Here is a 16,893-nt window from a genome sequence, read left to right on the forward strand (position 1 = left end):
AATTACCAGCTTATAATTATTTCATAATTCTTCCCAACCCTGCAGACACCAATTTGGAATAAGCAACAAATAATCCCAGCAGAATTAGGACATAAGCCGTCTTATCCTGAAATTTGATTTTTAGTAGGAATCCCTTTTAATAATAAAGATGACGTCTGCACAATCTTCACCAAAGAATTTCTCTTTAAAAGGCTTTTTTCGCCTGATTCGCATCCAAAATCTGGTAATAATTGTGCTTTCTCAATATCTGGCTGCTATCTTCATCATTGATTCAGTCAGCATTTTTGACCTTCCCCTATTTCTTTTATCATTTAGTACTGTGTTATTGGCAGCAGCTGGTTACATCATTAATGATTATTATGACGTCAAAATAGATTATATCAATAAGCCGGATCGCGTCATAGTAGGAAAGGTCCTAAAAAGAAGAGTAGTTTTATTCTGGCATACAGCACTGAACTTTATAGCAATCTCTATTGGTTTATACCTGCATTGGAAAATTGGGCTTATCCATTTTACAGTTGCTTTTCTACTTTGGTTTTATTCCAATCAGTTAAAGCGACTTCCTTTTATTGGTAATTTCATTGTTGCTTTGTTAACAGGTCTGTCCATTTCTATTTTGGCACTTTACTATAAAGAAAACCAGGCAACTTTGCACATATATGCTCTTTTTGCTTTTGCCATAAGTTTGATAAGGGAAATTATTAAAGATATGGAAGATTGGAAGGGAGATGCCAATTTTGGTTGTAAAACCCTCCCAATAGTGTGGGGAATTAGGAATACCAAAATGTTGCTATATCTTCTGATTGTCTTATTCTATTTTCTCATCTTTTATACCATACAGTTTTTACAAAATGATATTCTCTACTATTACTTTTCAGGACTTACTATTTTTGTTATCTACTTTATCCACCGATTAAGAATTGCCGACACCATTAAACACTACCATTTTTTAAGTAATTTTTGCAAGTTAATTATGCTCAGTGGTATACTAAGTATGCTCTTTTTTTAACCTGGAAAAGAAGATTCAATCTTGTTAAAGGAATATAATTATAGCATTTTTGCCTAACTAATTTTAAGAAAATGACCCACAATAAAAAAGTTAAAATTGCCCTTTTAGCATCGGGATCAGGAACAAATGCTGAAAAAATTATTCATTATTTTAAAGATTCGGAAATTTCTGAAGTAGCATGTGTGATCAGCAACCGCCAGAAAGCAGGGGTACTGGAGCGGGCCCAAAAAGCAGGCGTCAATCATCAGGTTTTTTCCATGCAGGAATTCGAAGCCACCACACCAGTTCTTAATTATCTACAAAAGCAAGGGGTAGACATTATTGTGCTGGCAGGTTTTTTACTTAAATTATCCCCTGAAATTATAACTGCTTACCCCGATAAAATCATCAATATCCATCCTGCATTACTGCCAAAATATGGAGGGAAAGGCATGTATGGCCATTTTGTACATGAAGCCGTCATCAAAAACAGAGACCAAGAAAGCGGTATTACCATTCATTTAGTGAATGATGAATATGATAAAGGTGATATTATTTTCCAGACAGCTTGTCCTATCAATCCGGAGATGACGCCCGAACAATTAGCCGCTAAAGTGCAGGTATTGGAGCATCAGCATTTCCCAAAGGTGATTGAGCAATTTATTTCGGATTCTATAAAAGGAGCTTAATAGGCAAATATTTTCTCCACCATTTCATCAAAATCCAGGTGTGACTTATAAGCCCTGTCCGAATAAATGCTGGCAGTAATTTTTAAATAGTTAGGGGTATCGTTTAACAGATGAAGCTCTATGGCAATGTTTCCGTACAATTGATCAATTGGCGGTTTCACTTGTAAAGGGGGTTTCAAATAATATTTTTCCACTGTCAATACATATCCCTCCTTTGTACTTACTTTTTTGTCAGATCCAGCCTGCCTATAGCCAAGTTCTACAATTTTTAATTTGAAATACTCCAACAGGAATGGAAAACTTTTATTCAGGATTTCGTCATTATTTTTTATGGCAAATCCATTGGCATACGCACTTCTGAATAACACAATAGGTATTTCATCCTTAATATCAGTTAACTTCATATGATACGCATGATGAATTCTATCCAGGAGAGTATGATGCTTTTCATTACCTATCCAATCCGCAAAACGCTCCTTTTCTTTTTCTGATCGATTGAGCGTCTCATGACTCAACACTTTGTTTTTATTAGCAGAAAAAAGCTGATGATATATTTTATCAAAAAAAGTCATTACCACTCATTATCATGAAATATAAATTTACCGATTCCTTTTAACCATTTAAAAAGAAGAATGATTAAATATCACTGATTCAATGTGAAAAAACTTCGAAAGTGGCTGAAAAAAAGAACTATATAGAATGAAAAAAATATAATTCAATTAGTTTTGTGTTTCAAAAACAAAAGAGCAAATCCATGTCCCTAAAAAAAATCACTACCGCCCTCATCTCCGTTTACTATAAAGACAGGTTAGAACCCGTTATCAAATTATTAAAAGAACAAGGAGTACGAATTTATAGCACAGGGGGCACCCAAAAATTTATTGAAGAACAAGGAGCCAAAGTCATTGCGGTGGAAAATTTAACCGGCTACCCTTCTATTTTAGGAGGAAGGGTGAAAACGCTTCACCCAAAAATATTTGGAGGCATTTTGGGCAGGAGAGATTCCGAAGAACATAAAGCACAATTACAGGAATATGAAATCCCGGAAATTGATTTGGTAATTGTAGATTTGTACCCTTTTGAAGAAACTGTAGCCTCCGGTGCCAATCAGGATGAAATAATTGAAAAAATTGATATAGGCGGTATTTCATTAATACGAGCCGCTGCCAAAAATTATAAGGACGTACTCATTGTGTCTTCCAAAGGCCAGTATTCAACATTAGAAAATTTATTAGCAAAAAACAAAGGGGCTACGAGCATTGATGAGAGAAAGGCTTTTGCGGCTCAAGCTTTCAATGTGTCTTCTCACTATGACACTGCTATTTTCAATTATTTCAACAAAAACCAAACACTCAGTGGTTTTAAACACAGCATTTTAAGAAACAAGCCTTTAAGATATGGGGAAAACCCTCATCAGGAAGCCAAATTTTACGGTAACCTGGATTCTCTATTTGACCAGCTAAATGGAAAAGAACTTTCTTACAACAATTTAGTGGATGTGGATGCTGCAGTTTCATTAACTGAAGAATTTGAGGGAGAAACTGCTTTTGCTATACTAAAACATACCAATGCTTGTGGTATGGCTTTGGGAAGCTCAGTGAAAGAAGCCTATCAGAAGGCTTTTGCTGCCGATACTCTCTCTGCATTTGGCGGAGTATTGGTTACCAACCAAACAGTGGACAAAGAGGCCGCTGATGAAATGCATAGTTTGTTTTTTGAAATTCTAATTGCCCCTGATTTTTCGGAAGAGGCCCTGGAGATACTAAAAGGAAAAAAGAATAGAATTTTACTAAAGAAAAAAGACAATCTTAAAACCAAAAGACAATTTAAAAGCTTGCTGAATGGTGTAATAGAGCAAGACAGAGATCTTAAAACTGATGCAAAAGAAGACCTTAAAGTAGTTACCAAAAAAGAGCCATCCACAGAGGAAATAGAGGCCTTGTTGTTTGCCTCTAAAATATGTAAGCATACTAAATCCAATACAATTATATTAGCCAATAAGGGACAAATGCTTTCAAGTGGTGTAGGTCAAACATCAAGAGTAGATGCTTTACAACATGCAATTGAAAAAGCAAAGCATTTTGGTTTTGATTTGAAGGGAGCAGTAATGGCTTCAGATGCTTTCTTCCCATTTCCTGACTGTGTAGAAATAGCCGGGCAAGCCGGCATCGTTGCAGTAATACAGCCTGGTGGCTCTATTAAAGATCAAGATAGCATTGACTATTGCGACCAACACGGGATGCGTATGGTGACTACAGGATTTAGGCATTTTAAACACTAATTGAGCAAAGGTTTAGATTAATAGGTAAAATATTTCGTTGAATGGAATTAATTACCAAACAAATTTGTAAATTTCGAGAGCGATTTTTTTTAGATAAATATAAATACTATCCATGGGGATATTCGATTTCTTATCAAGTGACATAGCCATTGACTTAGGCACTGCCAATACTTTAATCATTCATAAGGACAAAATTGTTGTAGACGAGCCGTCCATTATAGCCATAGACAAAGCCACTAACAAGGTTTTGGCCATTGGAAGGCAAGCCATGCAGATGCATGAGAAAACCCACGAAAACATTAAAACCATCCGCCCTTTGAAAGATGGTGTAATTGCGGATTTCCATGCAGCAGAACATATGATTCGAGGAATGATCAAAATGATTGATGGTGGCAAAAAAAGTTTTTTTCCATCCTCTCACAGAATGGTCATCTGTATTCCCTCTGGGATAACGGAAGTTGAAAAAAGGGCTGTAAGGGATTCAGCAGAGCATGCCGGTGCCAAGGAGGTCTATATGATTCATGAACCGATAGCAGCTGCTATTGGTATAGGTGTGGATATAGAACAACCGGTTGGTTCAATGGTAGTTGATATTGGAGGAGGAACTACTGAGATTGCGGTTATTGCACTTTCAGGAATTGTATGTGATCAATCTATCAGGGTGGCTGGTGATACATTTACAAAAGATATTCTGGATTATATGAGAAGGCAACATAACCTGTTAATAGGTGAAAGATCTGCCGAGAAAATAAAAATTGAGGTCGGTGCGGCTTTGACTGAATTAGATGACGGCCCTGAAGATTACGAAATCAGGGGACGTGATTTAATGACAGGAATTCCTAAAGTGATTAAAGTTTCCTATTCAGAAATAGCATTTGCGATTGACAAATCAGTTTCAAAGATAGAAGAAGCCGTTTTAAAAGCTTTGGAGATTTCCCCACCAGAATTGTCTGCTGACATATATGATAACGGGATTCACTTAACCGGTGGAGGCGCATTGCTAAGGGGCTTGGACAAAAGGCTGGCACTAAAGACCAAACTGCCAATCCATATTGCAGATGATCCACTCAGAGCCGTAGTAAGGGGTACGGGGATTGCGTTGAAAAATATTAATCATTACAAAGCTGTCTTGATGAGCTAGATGCAGTTAAAGATTGAAATATATGTAAGAAGGGAACATGGTAAACCTGTGTTCCTTTTTCAATTTTTGCTCTTTTCAATAAAAAACCAACAGATTCTCTTTTAATGCGCAGGTTATTTCAGTTCATATATCAATACAGAGCATTCTTTGTCTTCTTGATGCTCGAATTGATAAGTGGTTGGCTGGTGGTCAATCATAATGATTATATCAGTGCATCATATTTCAATTCCTCCAGTGCTCTTGCAGGCAATATCTACAATAGCAAGCAGTCCGTGCAGGACTATTTTCAATTAAAGGAAGTGAATCAAAATCTGGCACAGGAAAATGAAAAATTAAGAAATACCCTTGCTCTTTCTGCTCCTATAGTAGATTCCACTGAGTTTTTTACACCCATTTATCTTTCAGGACAATATGAGTTTACCATTGCCAAAGTAGTAAATAATTCAGTAAGCCGGTTTCGTAACTACTTTACTTTGAATAAAGGGAGTAAGAATGGGATAAAGGAGGGAATGGGTGTGGTAAACCCGAACGGAATAGTGGGCAAAATAAAAAGCGTGTCTGAAAATTTCTCTACCGGATATTCTGCTTTAAATGGCAACCTTTTAATTTCCGCTGTTATAGCAGAAACTGAAACACTCTGCACCGCCAATTGGGATGGGAAAGATCCTACCAAAATGACTCTGAAATATGTTCCACGGCATGTAAAGGTAGAAACAGGAATGGATGTAGTGACTTCAGGTTTTAATGCTTTATTCCCTGCTGATGTAAAAATAGGAGAAATAGAAACTGTTGTAATTGAGGAAAATGCCACTTTTTATGATATTACACTCCACTTATCAGTAGATTTTCAAAGTCTGGATTATGTTTATGTAATAGGAAACCAATTACAACAAGAGAAGGATTCATTGGAACAAACAACTTTTGAACTTATCAATGATTAACACACTGAACATAAAGCAATTGATTATTTGGTTACTTTTTATAAGTGCCCAAATCCTACTTGCCCAAAACCTGGTGCTTTATGATCGTGCTTTTTGTTTTATTTATGCAGGTGCCATTTTACTCTTGCCATTGAATATCAGCCGAAACTATTTAATGGTAATTGCATTCTTCACAGGTTTTATCATTGATATTTTTTACAATAGTCTCGGCACTCACATGGCGGCCACCACGTTTTTGGCTTTTGTACGTCCTTTGTGGATTAATGCTATTACCCCCAGGGGAGGTTATGAAAACGTGGATAGTCCTGCCATAAAAGATATAAGCTTGTCTTGGTTTTTGGCTTATTCACTTCCTTTGGTATTTTTACATTTGTCTGTAATATTCTTTATTGAAGCCGGAGGATTTCACATGTTCTTTTTTGTATTATTAAAAGTAATCGCCAGCACTTTATTAACCGTTTTGGTGTTGGTAATCATACAGTATCTATTCTATTCGAAAGGCAGGTATTCATGATTGAAAACAGAAAGTATTATGTCCAAACAATTTTCATTGTAATTGGCATCATTTTTTTAATAAAATTATTTTCCATTCAGGTGATGGATAGCCGTTATAAGTTGGCGGCTGAAAACAATGTCATCAATAAAGTAATTGAATATCCTTACCGAGGTTTAATATATGACAGAAACAATAAAATAATTGTACATAATACTCCAGTGTATGATATTATGGTGGTACCAAAAGAGGTAGAAGTTGCCGATACCATCAGGTTCTGTTCGCTTTTTGATATCACCAAAGAGGAATTCGAAGCAAAGATTTTAGCAGCAAAGAAATACTCCTACATCAAACAGTCTTTATTTTTTCCGCAAGTAAACAATGAAGAATTTGCAAGAATACAGGATGATTTAGTAGAGTACAAAGGGTTTTACCCTGTGGCAAGAACTATTCGTAGTTATCCTGAACCGGTGTTGGCCAATGGATTGGGCTATATAGGTGAAGTAAGCAAAAACCAGTTGGCCAAAGACACTACTAATTATTATAAATCAGGCGATTACATTGGAATAAGCGGGCTTGAAGCAGCTTATGAAAAAGAATTACGTGGCAAAAGAGGGGTGAAATACAAACTCGTAAATGTAAGGGGTATCGAAAAAGGCTCTTTTAATGACGGGGCATTTGACTCAGCTTCTGTACCCGGAAATAATTTGGTAAGCTCCATTGATTTAGAGCTTCAAAAATATGCAGAATTCTTAATGAAAGACAAAGTTGGAAGTATTGTAGCAATTGAACCCGCCACCGGAGAAATTTTGGCATTGGTAAACAGTCCTTCCTACGATCCCGGCCTGTTAGCCGGCAGAAAATACAGCAGTAATTTCCAGGCCCTCAGTCAGGATACCCTTAAGCCATTATTTAATAGGCCTGTTATGGCTACTTACAGGCCAGGCTCTGTGTTTAAATTAGTACAGTCACTAGTGGCGCTTCAGGAAGGGGTAATTACACCAGGCACACGTATTGTTTGCAACAGGGGAATCATTAATTGCCATGGTGCCCATACCAATGAGGATTTACATGGAGCTATTAAATTTTCCTGTAACCCCTATTTCTATCAAACATTCCGAAAAATCATTAACCAGGGCAAGGCTCCTAAAATGAATGTTGATTCCAGAATTGGCTTAAGTATGTGGGATGAATACCTGGATAGATTAGGGTTTGGCAGAACATTAGGAGTGGATATTCCTAATGAAAAAGGAGGGCTGGTACCAAAGCCTTCATACTATAATAGGTATTATGGCGAAGGCGGCTGGAACTTTTACACCATCTACTCTTTAAGTATAGGTGAGGGAGAATTGTTGACCACCCCACTTCAGGTTGCTAATTTAGCAGCCATTTTAGCTAACAGAGGATATTTTATAGCTCCACATTTGGCCAGAGGGATAGATACCCCGGATGCTTTCCTGAAAATAAATTATAAAAGAGAAGATACAGGTATTGATGCCGAACATTTTACAACTGTTGTAGATGCAATGGCAGAAATTGTGGATGGTACTGCCAGAATTGCCAAAGTAAAAGATGTTGAAATCTGTGGAAAGACAGGTACAGTCGAAAATAAAAACAGCTTTGACCACTCTGCTTTTATGGCATTTGCCCCAAAAGAAAATCCTAAAATTGCCTTATCTGTATATGTCGAAAATGCCGGATGGGGTGGTGGTGTAGCTGCCGCTATTTCAGGTTTGCTGATAGAAAAATATGTAAAAGGAGAAGTAGCTGCTAATCGCGAATGGGTTGAAAATTATGTGATGACCAAAGCTTATTTAAATAATCTGAAATGAGTAGACAGGATAACATATGGAACCGAGTAGATTGGTTATTGATAGCCATATTCTTTGTTTTGGTTATTTTTGGCTGGCTCAATATATACGCTGTTGGTTATGATGCCGAGCAAGTACAAAGCATCTTTAATTTTACTCAGAATTCTGGAAAACAATTAGTTTTTATTGCCGGCTCATTGGTGATTATCATTATCATTATGATATTGGATTTCAGGTTTTTTGATTCCTTTGCTTACTATTTATATGCCGGGGTAATTGTTTTACTGATTTTAATTTTATTGTTTGGTACAGAAATCTCAGGAAATAAATCCTGGTTTGTATTTGGCCCAGTACGCTTACAACCATCAGAATTTGCAAAATTCACCACTGCCCTGGCAGTTGCTAAATTATTTAGCAGTAAAAATATTCGTTTAGAGCGCCTAAAAGATCAGATTCAATCTTCATGGATTGTCCTTTTACCCATAGTTTTAATTGTAATGCAGGGCGATGCCGGAACTGCCATGGTTTTTTTGGCCTTCGTGTTTGTATATTACAGAGAGGGCTTACCGACATATTACCTCCTTGTGGGAGTAGCAGCAATTGCCATTTTTATTCTCACTTTAATGGTAGAACCCCTTTACCTTACAATAGCAGCAGTTGTAATAGGTATTATTCTCATCGCAATTAACAATAAGCGTTTGAAAAAAGTGGCTATGATTGTGGTTGGTGTAATTGGGGTCATAGGTTTGGTAGAAAGTGTGGATTACGTAATCAACGATGTATTAAAGCCTCACCAACAAAACAGAATAAAGTCTTTAATTAATCCGGATGCTGATCCCCTTGGCTATGGATGGAATGTAACACAATCAAAAATTGCTATTGGTTCAGGTGGAACACTAGGTAAAGGCTTTTTGGAAGGCACGCAAACCAAATACGATTTTGTACCCGAGCAAAGTACTGATTTTATTTTTTGTACCATAGGTGAAGAACATGGCTGGTTAGGCAGCTTTATTTTGATCACCTTATTTATGGCCCTTCTGCTCAGAATTGTTTTTATTGCAGAAAGACAAAAAGGTAACTTTGCTAGGATTTACGGCTACGCAGTAGCTTGCATTTTCTTTGTACATTTCGGTATTAATATAGGAATGACAATTGGCCTATTCCCAGTAGCAGGTATCCCGCTACCCTTTTTCAGCTATGGAGGATCTTCGCTCTGGTCTTTTACCATATTATTATTTGTGCTAATTAAACTGGATGCACATAGGATGCAGGTGTTGACCAGGTAATTAACAACTACGATTCATATCTTTCATAAACCTCCTCTGAAAGGCTATAGAAGCCTGTTAAATTCATGAGAAGGTTGTGTTCCTTTTTAGGAGAATCGTTTTCCTACCAACTCCATAAATTCCTGCACTTCCTCCGTTTCCAAATCCCATTCGTATTTTGCCACATAGGTTTTCTTAATGTGGGAATAAGCCTCTTCGTAGCTTTCCAAAGCATCCACCTGCTCAACAGCCATAAGGAAATTCTTTTGATTCCCATCAAACAATTCATTCACAAACATAAATCGCTGATTAAGAGTCAGCTGTTGTTTGATACTTTTCCCACTACCTTTGGACAACCTGTCTGCCAAAGATATTTGTTCCTTCTGCTTCAGTTTATCATTAAGGCTACCTACCGGAACTTCTTCAACAGTCAGTTTGGACTCTCCACTTTCAAGGTATACATCATTCATGCTAAGTGACAACTCTTCCGAAAATGCATCCAGGTATGGCTGTACATCTTCCGGCTGTTCTTCTGCCTGCCCGCAAACTTCATTAAACAACTCAAAAGCCTCATCATTAAAGGCCACTCCAAGTTTGAGCGATTTAAATTTTTCAATCAAGCCATCCAATAAGAAATCATTGATCTTGATATACTTCTTCAAATCCTTCAAATCATTAAGACTAATCCTGCTATCATCCCTTTGGTTAATTTCCTTTGAAAAGAAATCGTATGGTGAGAACACCAATAAAATACTGTCTTTTATCGACTCCCTTAAAAGCGGTTCGAAATGCTCTTTTTTGATGGAAATATGGCGGGAAAGTGTATTCATAAAATCTTTCATCGCTTTTTTAACTTCCTCATTATGGTAGTCAAAATAAGGGCTTTGCAATTTTGCATTCTCTTTTTTCCACTTTCGGAACAGATTTTTCAACACAATCAGATTGGTTTGCTTAAATTTCGATAAATTCAAGATCTCCTGACCGCTGATATGCGAATTCTGATAAAAAAATGACTGACAAATCTTTTTTGAAAAAGCTTTGGCGTAAGCATCAATCGCCTGATGATTTAATTTGCTCTCCATTATTTAATTTACTTTTTTTGTAACATTGTAATATGCCTGAAATTCACATTACCAATCTATATGAACGCAAGATAATAAGTAAAAGTCTAGAAAAAACCGCATTAGAGCTTATACACGAAAACTTTATTGATTGGATGCATGCTTGCGGTAAAAAAGGACGTTGTACTACCTGTAAAATGATTGTGATAGAAGGCCAGAACAATCTTAGTGAATTGACAGAGCCAGAGACTAAATACAGGGAACAAGGCAGGCTGGCAGAAAATGAAAGATTGAGCTGTCAGGCAAAAGTATTAGGCGATATTAAAATTAAAGTAGCAGATATAAATAAATTTCCACACATGGATTATTCAGATTAAAATATGTTTGTAGAACCACATATAGGAAGAGGAGAAAGCGGAAACTTAAAAGGAAAGGGATGGATTGAGTTAATCTGTGGTTCCATGTTTAGTGGTAAAACTGAAGAATTAATCCGTAGGATAAACCGTGCCATCATAGCCAAACAACGTGTGGAAATTTTTAAACCAAAAATCGACACTCGTTATGATAAAATACAGGTGGTTTCGCACAATCAATCCAGTATTCGCTCTACTCCGGTAGATTTTGCTGAAGATATATTATTGTTGGCCGGCAATTCCCAGGTGGTGGGTATTGATGAGGCTCAATTCTTTGATAAGGAAATTGTATCAGTAGTAAATATATTGGCCAATCAGGGAAAGAGGGTGATCATTGCGGGTTTGGACATGGATTTTAGTGGCAAAGCTTTTGGGCCCATGCCGGAATTAATGGCTACGGCAGAATATGTCAGCAAAGTACATGCTATTTGCGCACAATGTGGTGGCATTGCAACCTATTCCTACAGACTTTCAGAAGAAAAACAGAAAGTAATGTTAGGAGAAAAAGATAAATATGAACCCAGGTGCAGGAGATGTTTTTTAAAGTAAAAATTTTGATTTTTGAATCCCGACTGTCACAACGGAACAATAAACTTAATTGATAAACCCATGCTTTTAAAATATTTCTTGCCACTTATTTTCATGCTCCTGTTCCAGTCGCTTACAGCGCAGAACATCCCTCTGGGTAGCTGGAGAAGCCATACTGATTATTCCAATTCCCATTTTGTAAGTGAGTTTGATGGAAAAATTTTTACAGCAGGTCCAAGTGGGGTTTTTTATTATGACACCGAAGACGAAAGTATTAATACTTTAAGTACTACTACCGGCCTCAGTACTACTCATGTTACAGCAATGGAAGTTATTCCTGAAGAAAACGTACTGATCATTGGGTATAAAGATGGTACGCTAGATATTATTGATGAGGAGCTCAGCATTACCACTTTTAATGAAATAACCCGATCAGACATCATTCATTCAAAGAAAATAAACTCCATCACTTTTCAAAATAGCATTGCCTATTTGGCTACAGATTTTGGAGTAGTTTTATATGATGTCCAGGGAAATCAATTCATAGATTTTTACAACAATCTGGATTCAACAGGAAACCCACTTACTATTTCCCATATCAGCTTAGATGCTGACAATATATATTTAAGTGCCCCGGAAGGGCTATTAACCGGCTCATTAGCTCCACAAGTTAACCTGAAAGATTTTCAGAACTGGCAGCGTGATCCAGTGGATGAGGGTGAAAACATCGCTTTGAGCAAAACAGTGATTTTCAATAATCAACTTTATGCTCTTGCCAATAACAACATCATTTACCAGGAGAACAATCAGGATTGGGATACTATTTTTCAAAGCCAGGAAATCATTCATAACATTTTAGCCGAAGCAGATCAATTTTGGGCATTAGCCGGAAAAGAGGCTCTTCAATATCAAAACAATCAATTCGTCTCACTTCTTGGCTATCCTGAAGCTGGAGGATTGATGGATTTAATCAGTACAGAGTCCATTATTTATTTGGCAGATTCTACAGAAGCATTATTAAAATATGAGCAAAATACTTTTCACTCTATTCAACCACAAGGGCCACAAGGAGAACCGGAAATTTTGCGGCAACTTGAAAACTTTACTTTCAATATGAACAATGTATTTCCCGGGTTTTCTTATTTTTTGGAGGGTCGGTGGTATTATGTTGGCTCAGACAATGAAGGAAGTATTCTACCACATTTTATTGATGTGGAACTGGATTTGATTTCAGGTAATGGTATATTTTTAAGCCGAACACAGGGCCTTTACAGCTGGGATACTGAAACCATAGAGCCTATTACAACGCCTGCTGATAATTCGGGGATTGAATGGTTGGAATTGGCCGTAGATCCTGAAGCAAAAATATGGATTTTGGGTCGTAGAGAGAATAATAACTTTGTTCTTTACAATAGTACTGATGAGGTACAATACAATTTACTCCTTAATCCAAATTTCAGTGTCAGCGATTTTGAAATTGTATTTAATGGGGATAAATACATTGCTACCAATAATGGAATCTATGTGTTCAATGAATCATCTGAAGAGCCAAGGTTACTTACTTCTTCTCTGGGCAATGGCAACCTATCTGGAAACAATGTTACCGACCTGGCTCTTGACTTATCGGGCAACCTTTGGATTGGTACAGAAAGAGGTGTCTGTTTTTTCAATAATTATAATGGTGTGTTGACAGGAGAATCGGTGGATGCTATTAAGCCAATTTTTGAAGGGTTTTTCCTTTTTGAAGGAATAAAAGTAAATAACATTGCAATTGATGGAGGAAACAGGAAATGGATGGCCACCCGAGATGGCTTGTGGCTATTCAATGAAGAAATTAATGAAAATTTGATCCACTTTCGGAAAGACAACAGCCCGGTTGTTGAAAACAATATTCGGGAAATGGTGATTAATCCTTTCAATGGAGAAGTTTTCGTAGCCTCGGATAATCAATTGCTTTCATACAGGACAGATGCAACAAGGGCAACAGCTACTCATGCTAAAGTAGAAGTATTTCCAAATCCTGTCCGTTTATCATCAAATAATACAGTGACTATTCGTGGGCTGGCTTATAATAATGAAGTAATGATTACTGATGTAGCAGGAAATGTTATTTATAAAGGGAAAGCAAATGGAGGTACTTTCCATTGGGACTTAAATACTTATTCTGGATTCAGAGCCGGAAGGGGAGTATATCTTGTTTTTTCCATCAATAATGAGGGTACGGAAACCTATCAGGGCAAATTTGCGGTTGTGAACTAACTATGTTACATAAAAGCCGCGGCATCGTTCTCAATCATATTAAATACGGGGAGAGTTCTGTAATTGTACATATTTATACGGAGAAATTCGGTATACAATCCTATATCGAAAATGGTGTGAGAAAACAAAAAGCCAAAAATAAGATTGCTTTATTTCAACCACTTACTTTACTGGAACTTGTAGTTTATAAGAAAGCGAGTGGAGGCATAAATAGAATTTCAGAAATAAAATGCCTGCACCCTTATCAAAGTATTCCGTATCAGATCACAAAATCTACTATTGGCATTTTTATAGCTGAGATTTTAAATAACTTATTAAGAGGAGAAGAAGAAGAGAATCCCGGAATGTTCGATTTCATACATGAAAGCTTGTTGTTTTTTGATCGGCAAAACCACAACTTTTTTAATTTTCATTTACAGTTCCTCAACGACCTTAGTATGTATCTGGGGTTCTCGGCTGCTAATGCGGAGGAAATGATCAATGAAGTGAAGCCCTATCATCCTACTAAAATGAATATACTAACAGAAGCTAAATTAGATGAATTACTAAGCAGCAATTTAACGGACGAATTGAAATTAACAGGTGTTGAAAGACGTGCACTATTATCAATTATTATCCAGTTTTTCCAGATTCATAGTAACTCACTAAAAGAAATTAAATCGCTGAAGATTTTACATGAGGTTTTGAGTTAATCCTTTGAGAAAGTTCCATTCAAATTAATAACAAATAAAAAGGAGACTGCCCCAAAGCGACAGCCTCCAATCAGACAACCCTATAAAAGCTTTATTCTATGGTTTGAATATTTAAACCTATTGTACCACAGAATAAATTTCGTGCATCCAGATATATCCATCAGGAGCAAAGGCAGCTTTTACAGCATCTTTATGATATTTGATATATTTACCTGCCGTGCTGGTATTTACATAGCCGGAACTATAAGCCACCTGATCCCATTTACCAAATGGATCGTTCGCATAGTAATAAGTTCCATCGAAACCTACAAAAACAAGAATATGGCCATAACCTGTGGTGTATCCATGAGCAATAACAGGTTTTCCAGCTGCCAATGATTCATTCATCTTAGTCAAGCTTCCGAATTCTGTACCCTTAATCCTCACATCCAGACCCATATAGACCGCTTCTTTATTGAATAAATCTTCAAGACCAGCTACCGTTTGTGCTTTATCTGTACCATAGTAATTAGATAAAATATCGGGCGTTACATTGCCCCCATAATAATTCAATACCATTGCAAGGCTAGTATTCTGGCATGAGCCAGGGCCATTATAAGAATTAGCTAATTGGTAAAAATAAGGCACATCCTGAATGATGGTGGTATTGGTATTTGGAACAGCTCTGTAAGCATTGTTAAGAGGAGAAACTGTACCGTTTTTGGTCATCAGTTGGTAAAGCGCTGTTACAGCCTCTGCTCTTGAGCCATTTCGCGATGGCTGAAGTGTAGTTACAGTAGGATAATTATGAATCAATCCTGCACCAGCAGCATTTACAACACCTTGTTTTGCCCAATCAGGTATATCTACACCATCTGAAAAATAATTCAACAAATTGGTGTCGTAGCCACTTATACCATAACCATTAGCTAATGCCAAAAGCATTTGATATTTTAGAATTCTCTCATCAGGACGGAAAGTACCATCTGAATAACCTGCCAAATAACCCGCGCGAGCTACTTTTAATATATTATCTTTTGCCCAGTGGGTAGAGATATCATTAAAGTTTCTGTTTTCATATTCTGATTTAATGGCAGGGTTCAATGTAGCAGAAATCATTGTGGCAAATTCTGCCCTTGTCATGCTTTGATCAGGACGGAAAGTACCATCTGAATACCCTTTTAAATAACCACCGTTGATCAATGCCTGAATTTCTTTTTCAGCCCAGTGTCCGCTTATGTCACTCACAGGGTCTGTTGATCCACCAAATTGCTGTGTCCAATTAACATTTTCTAAAGTATACCAAATATCCAGTGATGTTCCTCCACCTGGTATTCTCCAGATAGATGACTCAGCACCACTTGCAGCAATTGCTTCATTTAATTGTGATGAAGTAATTTGGTTATGTTCAGCACTTAAAATATGGTGAACAGGCTTTGTACAACCTAAATCCTTATATTCCTGTGTTCCGTGTTTGATCCAATAATCAGCTGCGTCCATATAGGAATTTCCCCAAACTTCAAGATAAGTCTGTGGCATGTGACCATCCACATATTGATCAATGATATCCACTCGCATGCCATGATCTTTAGGATTACCCCAAGTGGTGCAGTAAAGTTTGAAAGCACTGGTGGCATGTCCGTCATTTTTAGCGTCAGTAATAGCATTTCGGAATTCTTTGAAAATAGAATGTAGCGCTGTTGAAGTACCATCAAATTCAATTTCAATATCTGTTACGAAACCCTGGTAGCCAGCTCTGGCTGAATAGTAAATAGCATCTGCCTGGGTTACTTCATTGCCCGGGTAATTATAGGCCCATGCCCAAACTTCCAGCCCATGGCTTTTATAGGTGTTCACAAGTGCCTGGTCATTCATCTCACTCCAATGATTGGTGCCGTCACCCACTTTAACGTAAATTCTTTTTACTCCAAGCGCAGCAAGATCACGTCCTAAGGCATCATGGCTTGAATAACCCGTACCTTCAAGGTACCAAAGCCACATTCCTAATTTATTGCCGCCATCTTTGGCCATTTCATTACCTGCTAAGCCTTTAAGGTTTAATGGTGGTTGACCATGCTCAACCTCAGTACGTCCGTGGTCTTTTTCCGGAACAGTACGTAATGAATGATTAGTGTCCGGGGTAAGCTGGCCTTCCTCCTGGAACTCTTCATTACATGAGAAGAACATTCCGCTCATGACAAGGCCAAAAATGAATAGTTTAATAATTCTGTACATTTAATTAATTGGTTTAGTTGAAAATTGATTAAATAATGGCACAAACTAAACCTATAAAAATGGCAGGTTGAAGAAAACAAACTCTACTTCATCTCTACAGTATTTAAAAATGAAGGA

At 37.2% G+C, this 16,893-nt stretch carries 15 protein-coding genes; 12 read left to right on the forward strand and 3 right to left on the reverse strand.

The features are described from left to right. The first annotated feature begins 148 nt into the window (after window positions 1-148). Both JKA74_RS12860 and purN read left to right on the forward strand, forming a co-directional pair. Window positions 149-1,009, forward strand: coding sequence for a geranylgeranylglycerol-phosphate geranylgeranyltransferase (locus JKA74_RS12860; protein WP_201431599.1), 861 nt, complete (start codon window positions 149-151; stop codon window positions 1,007-1,009). A gap of 71 nt (window positions 1,010-1,080) precedes the next feature. Further along, entirely contained in the window at window positions 1,081-1,677 is a 597-nt protein-coding gene (gene purN, locus JKA74_RS12865; protein ID WP_201431600.1) for a phosphoribosylglycinamide formyltransferase, read from the forward strand. Here the strand turns inward: purN and JKA74_RS12870 are convergent. After that, window positions 1,674-2,249: a hypothetical protein gene (locus JKA74_RS12870; protein ID WP_201431601.1), complete on the reverse strand. Its 576-nt coding sequence runs from the start codon at window positions 2,247-2,249 to the stop codon at window positions 1,674-1,676. The two genes, purN and JKA74_RS12870, sit on opposite strands and share 4 nt — an antisense overlap. Window positions 2,250-2,431: 182 nt before the next feature. Here JKA74_RS12870 and purH point away from each other — a divergent pair, with 182 nt between their 5' ends. The 6 genes from purH (at window position 2,432) to rodA (ending at window position 9,630) form a co-directional block, all read left to right on the forward strand. Beyond that, window positions 2,432-3,958 carry a bifunctional phosphoribosylaminoimidazolecarboxamide formyltransferase/IMP cyclohydrolase gene (gene purH / locus JKA74_RS12875; RefSeq protein WP_201431602.1) on the forward strand — a complete coding sequence of 509 codons (1,527 nt, stop codon included), beginning with the start codon at window positions 2,432-2,434 and terminating at the stop codon, window positions 3,956-3,958. Between the two features lie 112 nt (window positions 3,959-4,070). Further along, entirely contained in the window at window positions 4,071-5,099 is a 1,029-nt protein-coding gene (locus JKA74_RS12880) for a rod shape-determining protein (protein WP_201431603.1), read from the forward strand. A 104-nt stretch (window positions 5,100-5,203) separates the two neighbouring features. Further along, window positions 5,204-6,040 carry a rod shape-determining protein MreC gene (gene mreC, locus JKA74_RS12885; RefSeq protein ID WP_201431604.1) on the forward strand — a complete coding sequence of 279 codons (837 nt, stop codon included), beginning with the start codon at window positions 5,204-5,206 and terminating at the stop codon, window positions 6,038-6,040. Further along, entirely contained in the window at window positions 6,033-6,554 is a 522-nt protein-coding gene (locus JKA74_RS12890; RefSeq protein ID WP_201431605.1) for a Rod shape-determining protein MreD, read from the forward strand. The genes mreC and JKA74_RS12890 overlap by 8 nt, the downstream gene beginning before the upstream one ends. After that, entirely contained in the window at window positions 6,551-8,365 is a 1,815-nt protein-coding gene (locus JKA74_RS12895; RefSeq protein ID WP_201431606.1) for a penicillin-binding transpeptidase domain-containing protein, read from the forward strand. Before JKA74_RS12890 ends, JKA74_RS12895 begins: the two co-directional genes overlap by 4 nt. Continuing rightward, window positions 8,362-9,630: a rod shape-determining protein RodA gene (gene rodA / locus JKA74_RS12900; RefSeq protein ID WP_201431607.1), complete on the forward strand. Its 1,269-nt coding sequence runs from the start codon at window positions 8,362-8,364 to the stop codon at window positions 9,628-9,630. Before JKA74_RS12895 ends, rodA begins: the two co-directional genes overlap by 4 nt. An 86-nt stretch (window positions 9,631-9,716) precedes the next feature. On the opposite strand, the gene JKA74_RS12905 is transcribed toward rodA, so the two are convergent. Then, window positions 9,717-10,691 carry a hypothetical protein gene (locus JKA74_RS12905; RefSeq protein ID WP_201431608.1) on the reverse strand — a complete coding sequence of 325 codons (975 nt, stop codon included), beginning with the start codon at window positions 10,689-10,691 and terminating at the stop codon, window positions 9,717-9,719. A 32-nt stretch (window positions 10,692-10,723) separates the two neighbouring features. On the opposite strand from JKA74_RS12905, the gene JKA74_RS12910 reads away from it, so the two are divergent. Genes JKA74_RS12910 through recO form a run of 4 tightly spaced genes read left to right on the forward strand, consistent with a single transcriptional unit; the run spans window position 10,724 to window position 14,562 of the window. After that, window positions 10,724-11,047, forward strand: coding sequence for a 2Fe-2S iron-sulfur cluster-binding protein (locus JKA74_RS12910; RefSeq protein ID WP_201431609.1), 324 nt, complete (start codon window positions 10,724-10,726; stop codon window positions 11,045-11,047). Between the two features lie 3 nt (window positions 11,048-11,050). Further along, complete coding sequence (locus JKA74_RS12915) at window positions 11,051-11,632, forward strand: thymidine kinase (RefSeq protein ID WP_201431610.1); 582 nt, start codon at window positions 11,051-11,053, stop codon at window positions 11,630-11,632. A 60-nt stretch (window positions 11,633-11,692) separates the two neighbouring features. After that, complete coding sequence (gene porZ, locus JKA74_RS12920) at window positions 11,693-13,870, forward strand: type IX secretion system anionic LPS delivery protein PorZ (RefSeq protein ID WP_201431611.1); 2,178 nt, start codon at window positions 11,693-11,695, stop codon at window positions 13,868-13,870. A 2-nt stretch (window positions 13,871-13,872) separates the two neighbouring features. Next, the gene (gene recO, locus JKA74_RS12925) at window positions 13,873-14,562 is read left to right on the forward strand and encodes a DNA repair protein RecO (RefSeq protein ID WP_201431612.1); all 690 of its coding nucleotides are present in this window, start codon (window positions 13,873-13,875) and stop codon (window positions 14,560-14,562) included. Between the two features lie 117 nt (window positions 14,563-14,679). On the opposite strand, the gene JKA74_RS12930 is transcribed toward recO, so the two are convergent. Beyond that, window positions 14,680-16,776: an S-layer homology domain-containing protein gene (locus JKA74_RS12930; RefSeq protein ID WP_201431613.1), complete on the reverse strand. Its 2,097-nt coding sequence runs from the start codon at window positions 16,774-16,776 to the stop codon at window positions 14,680-14,682. Window positions 16,777-16,893: the final 117 nt, after the last annotated feature.

It is taken from the genome of Marivirga aurantiaca, assembly GCF_016679925.1.
Lineage (GTDB): Bacteria > Bacteroidota > Bacteroidia > Cytophagales > Cyclobacteriaceae > Marivirga > Marivirga aurantiaca.

Coding starts and splice junctions, on each gene's coding strand:
- JKA74_RS12895 (WP_201431606.1), top strand. CDS start 6,551: ATGATTGAAAACAGAAAGTATTATGTCCAAACAATTTTCATTGTAATT.
- purN (WP_201431600.1), top strand. CDS start 1,081: ATGACCCACAATAAAAAAGTTAAAATTGCCCTTTTAGCATCGGGATCA.
- JKA74_RS12915 (WP_201431610.1), top strand. CDS start 11,051: ATGTTTGTAGAACCACATATAGGAAGAGGAGAAAGCGGAAACTTAAAA.
- purH (WP_201431602.1), top strand. CDS start 2,432: ATGTCCCTAAAAAAAATCACTACCGCCCTCATCTCCGTTTACTATAAA.
- JKA74_RS12905 (WP_201431608.1), bottom strand. CDS start 10,691: ATGGAGAGCAAATTAAATCATCAGGCGATTGATGCTTACGCCAAAGCT.
- JKA74_RS12890 (WP_201431605.1), top strand. CDS start 6,033: ATGATTAACACACTGAACATAAAGCAATTGATTATTTGGTTACTTTTT.
- JKA74_RS12860 (WP_201431599.1), top strand. CDS start 149: ATGACGTCTGCACAATCTTCACCAAAGAATTTCTCTTTAAAAGGCTTT.
- JKA74_RS12870 (WP_201431601.1), bottom strand. CDS start 2,249: ATGACTTTTTTTGATAAAATATATCATCAGCTTTTTTCTGCTAATAAA.
- JKA74_RS12880 (WP_201431603.1), top strand. CDS start 4,071: ATGGGGATATTCGATTTCTTATCAAGTGACATAGCCATTGACTTAGGC.
- porZ (WP_201431611.1), top strand. CDS start 11,693: ATGCTTTTAAAATATTTCTTGCCACTTATTTTCATGCTCCTGTTCCAG.
- JKA74_RS12910 (WP_201431609.1), top strand. CDS start 10,724: ATGCCTGAAATTCACATTACCAATCTATATGAACGCAAGATAATAAGT.
- mreC (WP_201431604.1), top strand. CDS start 5,204: ATGCGCAGGTTATTTCAGTTCATATATCAATACAGAGCATTCTTTGTC.
- rodA (WP_201431607.1), top strand. CDS start 8,362: ATGAGTAGACAGGATAACATATGGAACCGAGTAGATTGGTTATTGATA.
- recO (WP_201431612.1), top strand. CDS start 13,873: ATGTTACATAAAAGCCGCGGCATCGTTCTCAATCATATTAAATACGGG.
- JKA74_RS12930 (WP_201431613.1), bottom strand. CDS start 16,776: ATGTACAGAATTATTAAACTATTCATTTTTGGCCTTGTCATGAGCGGA.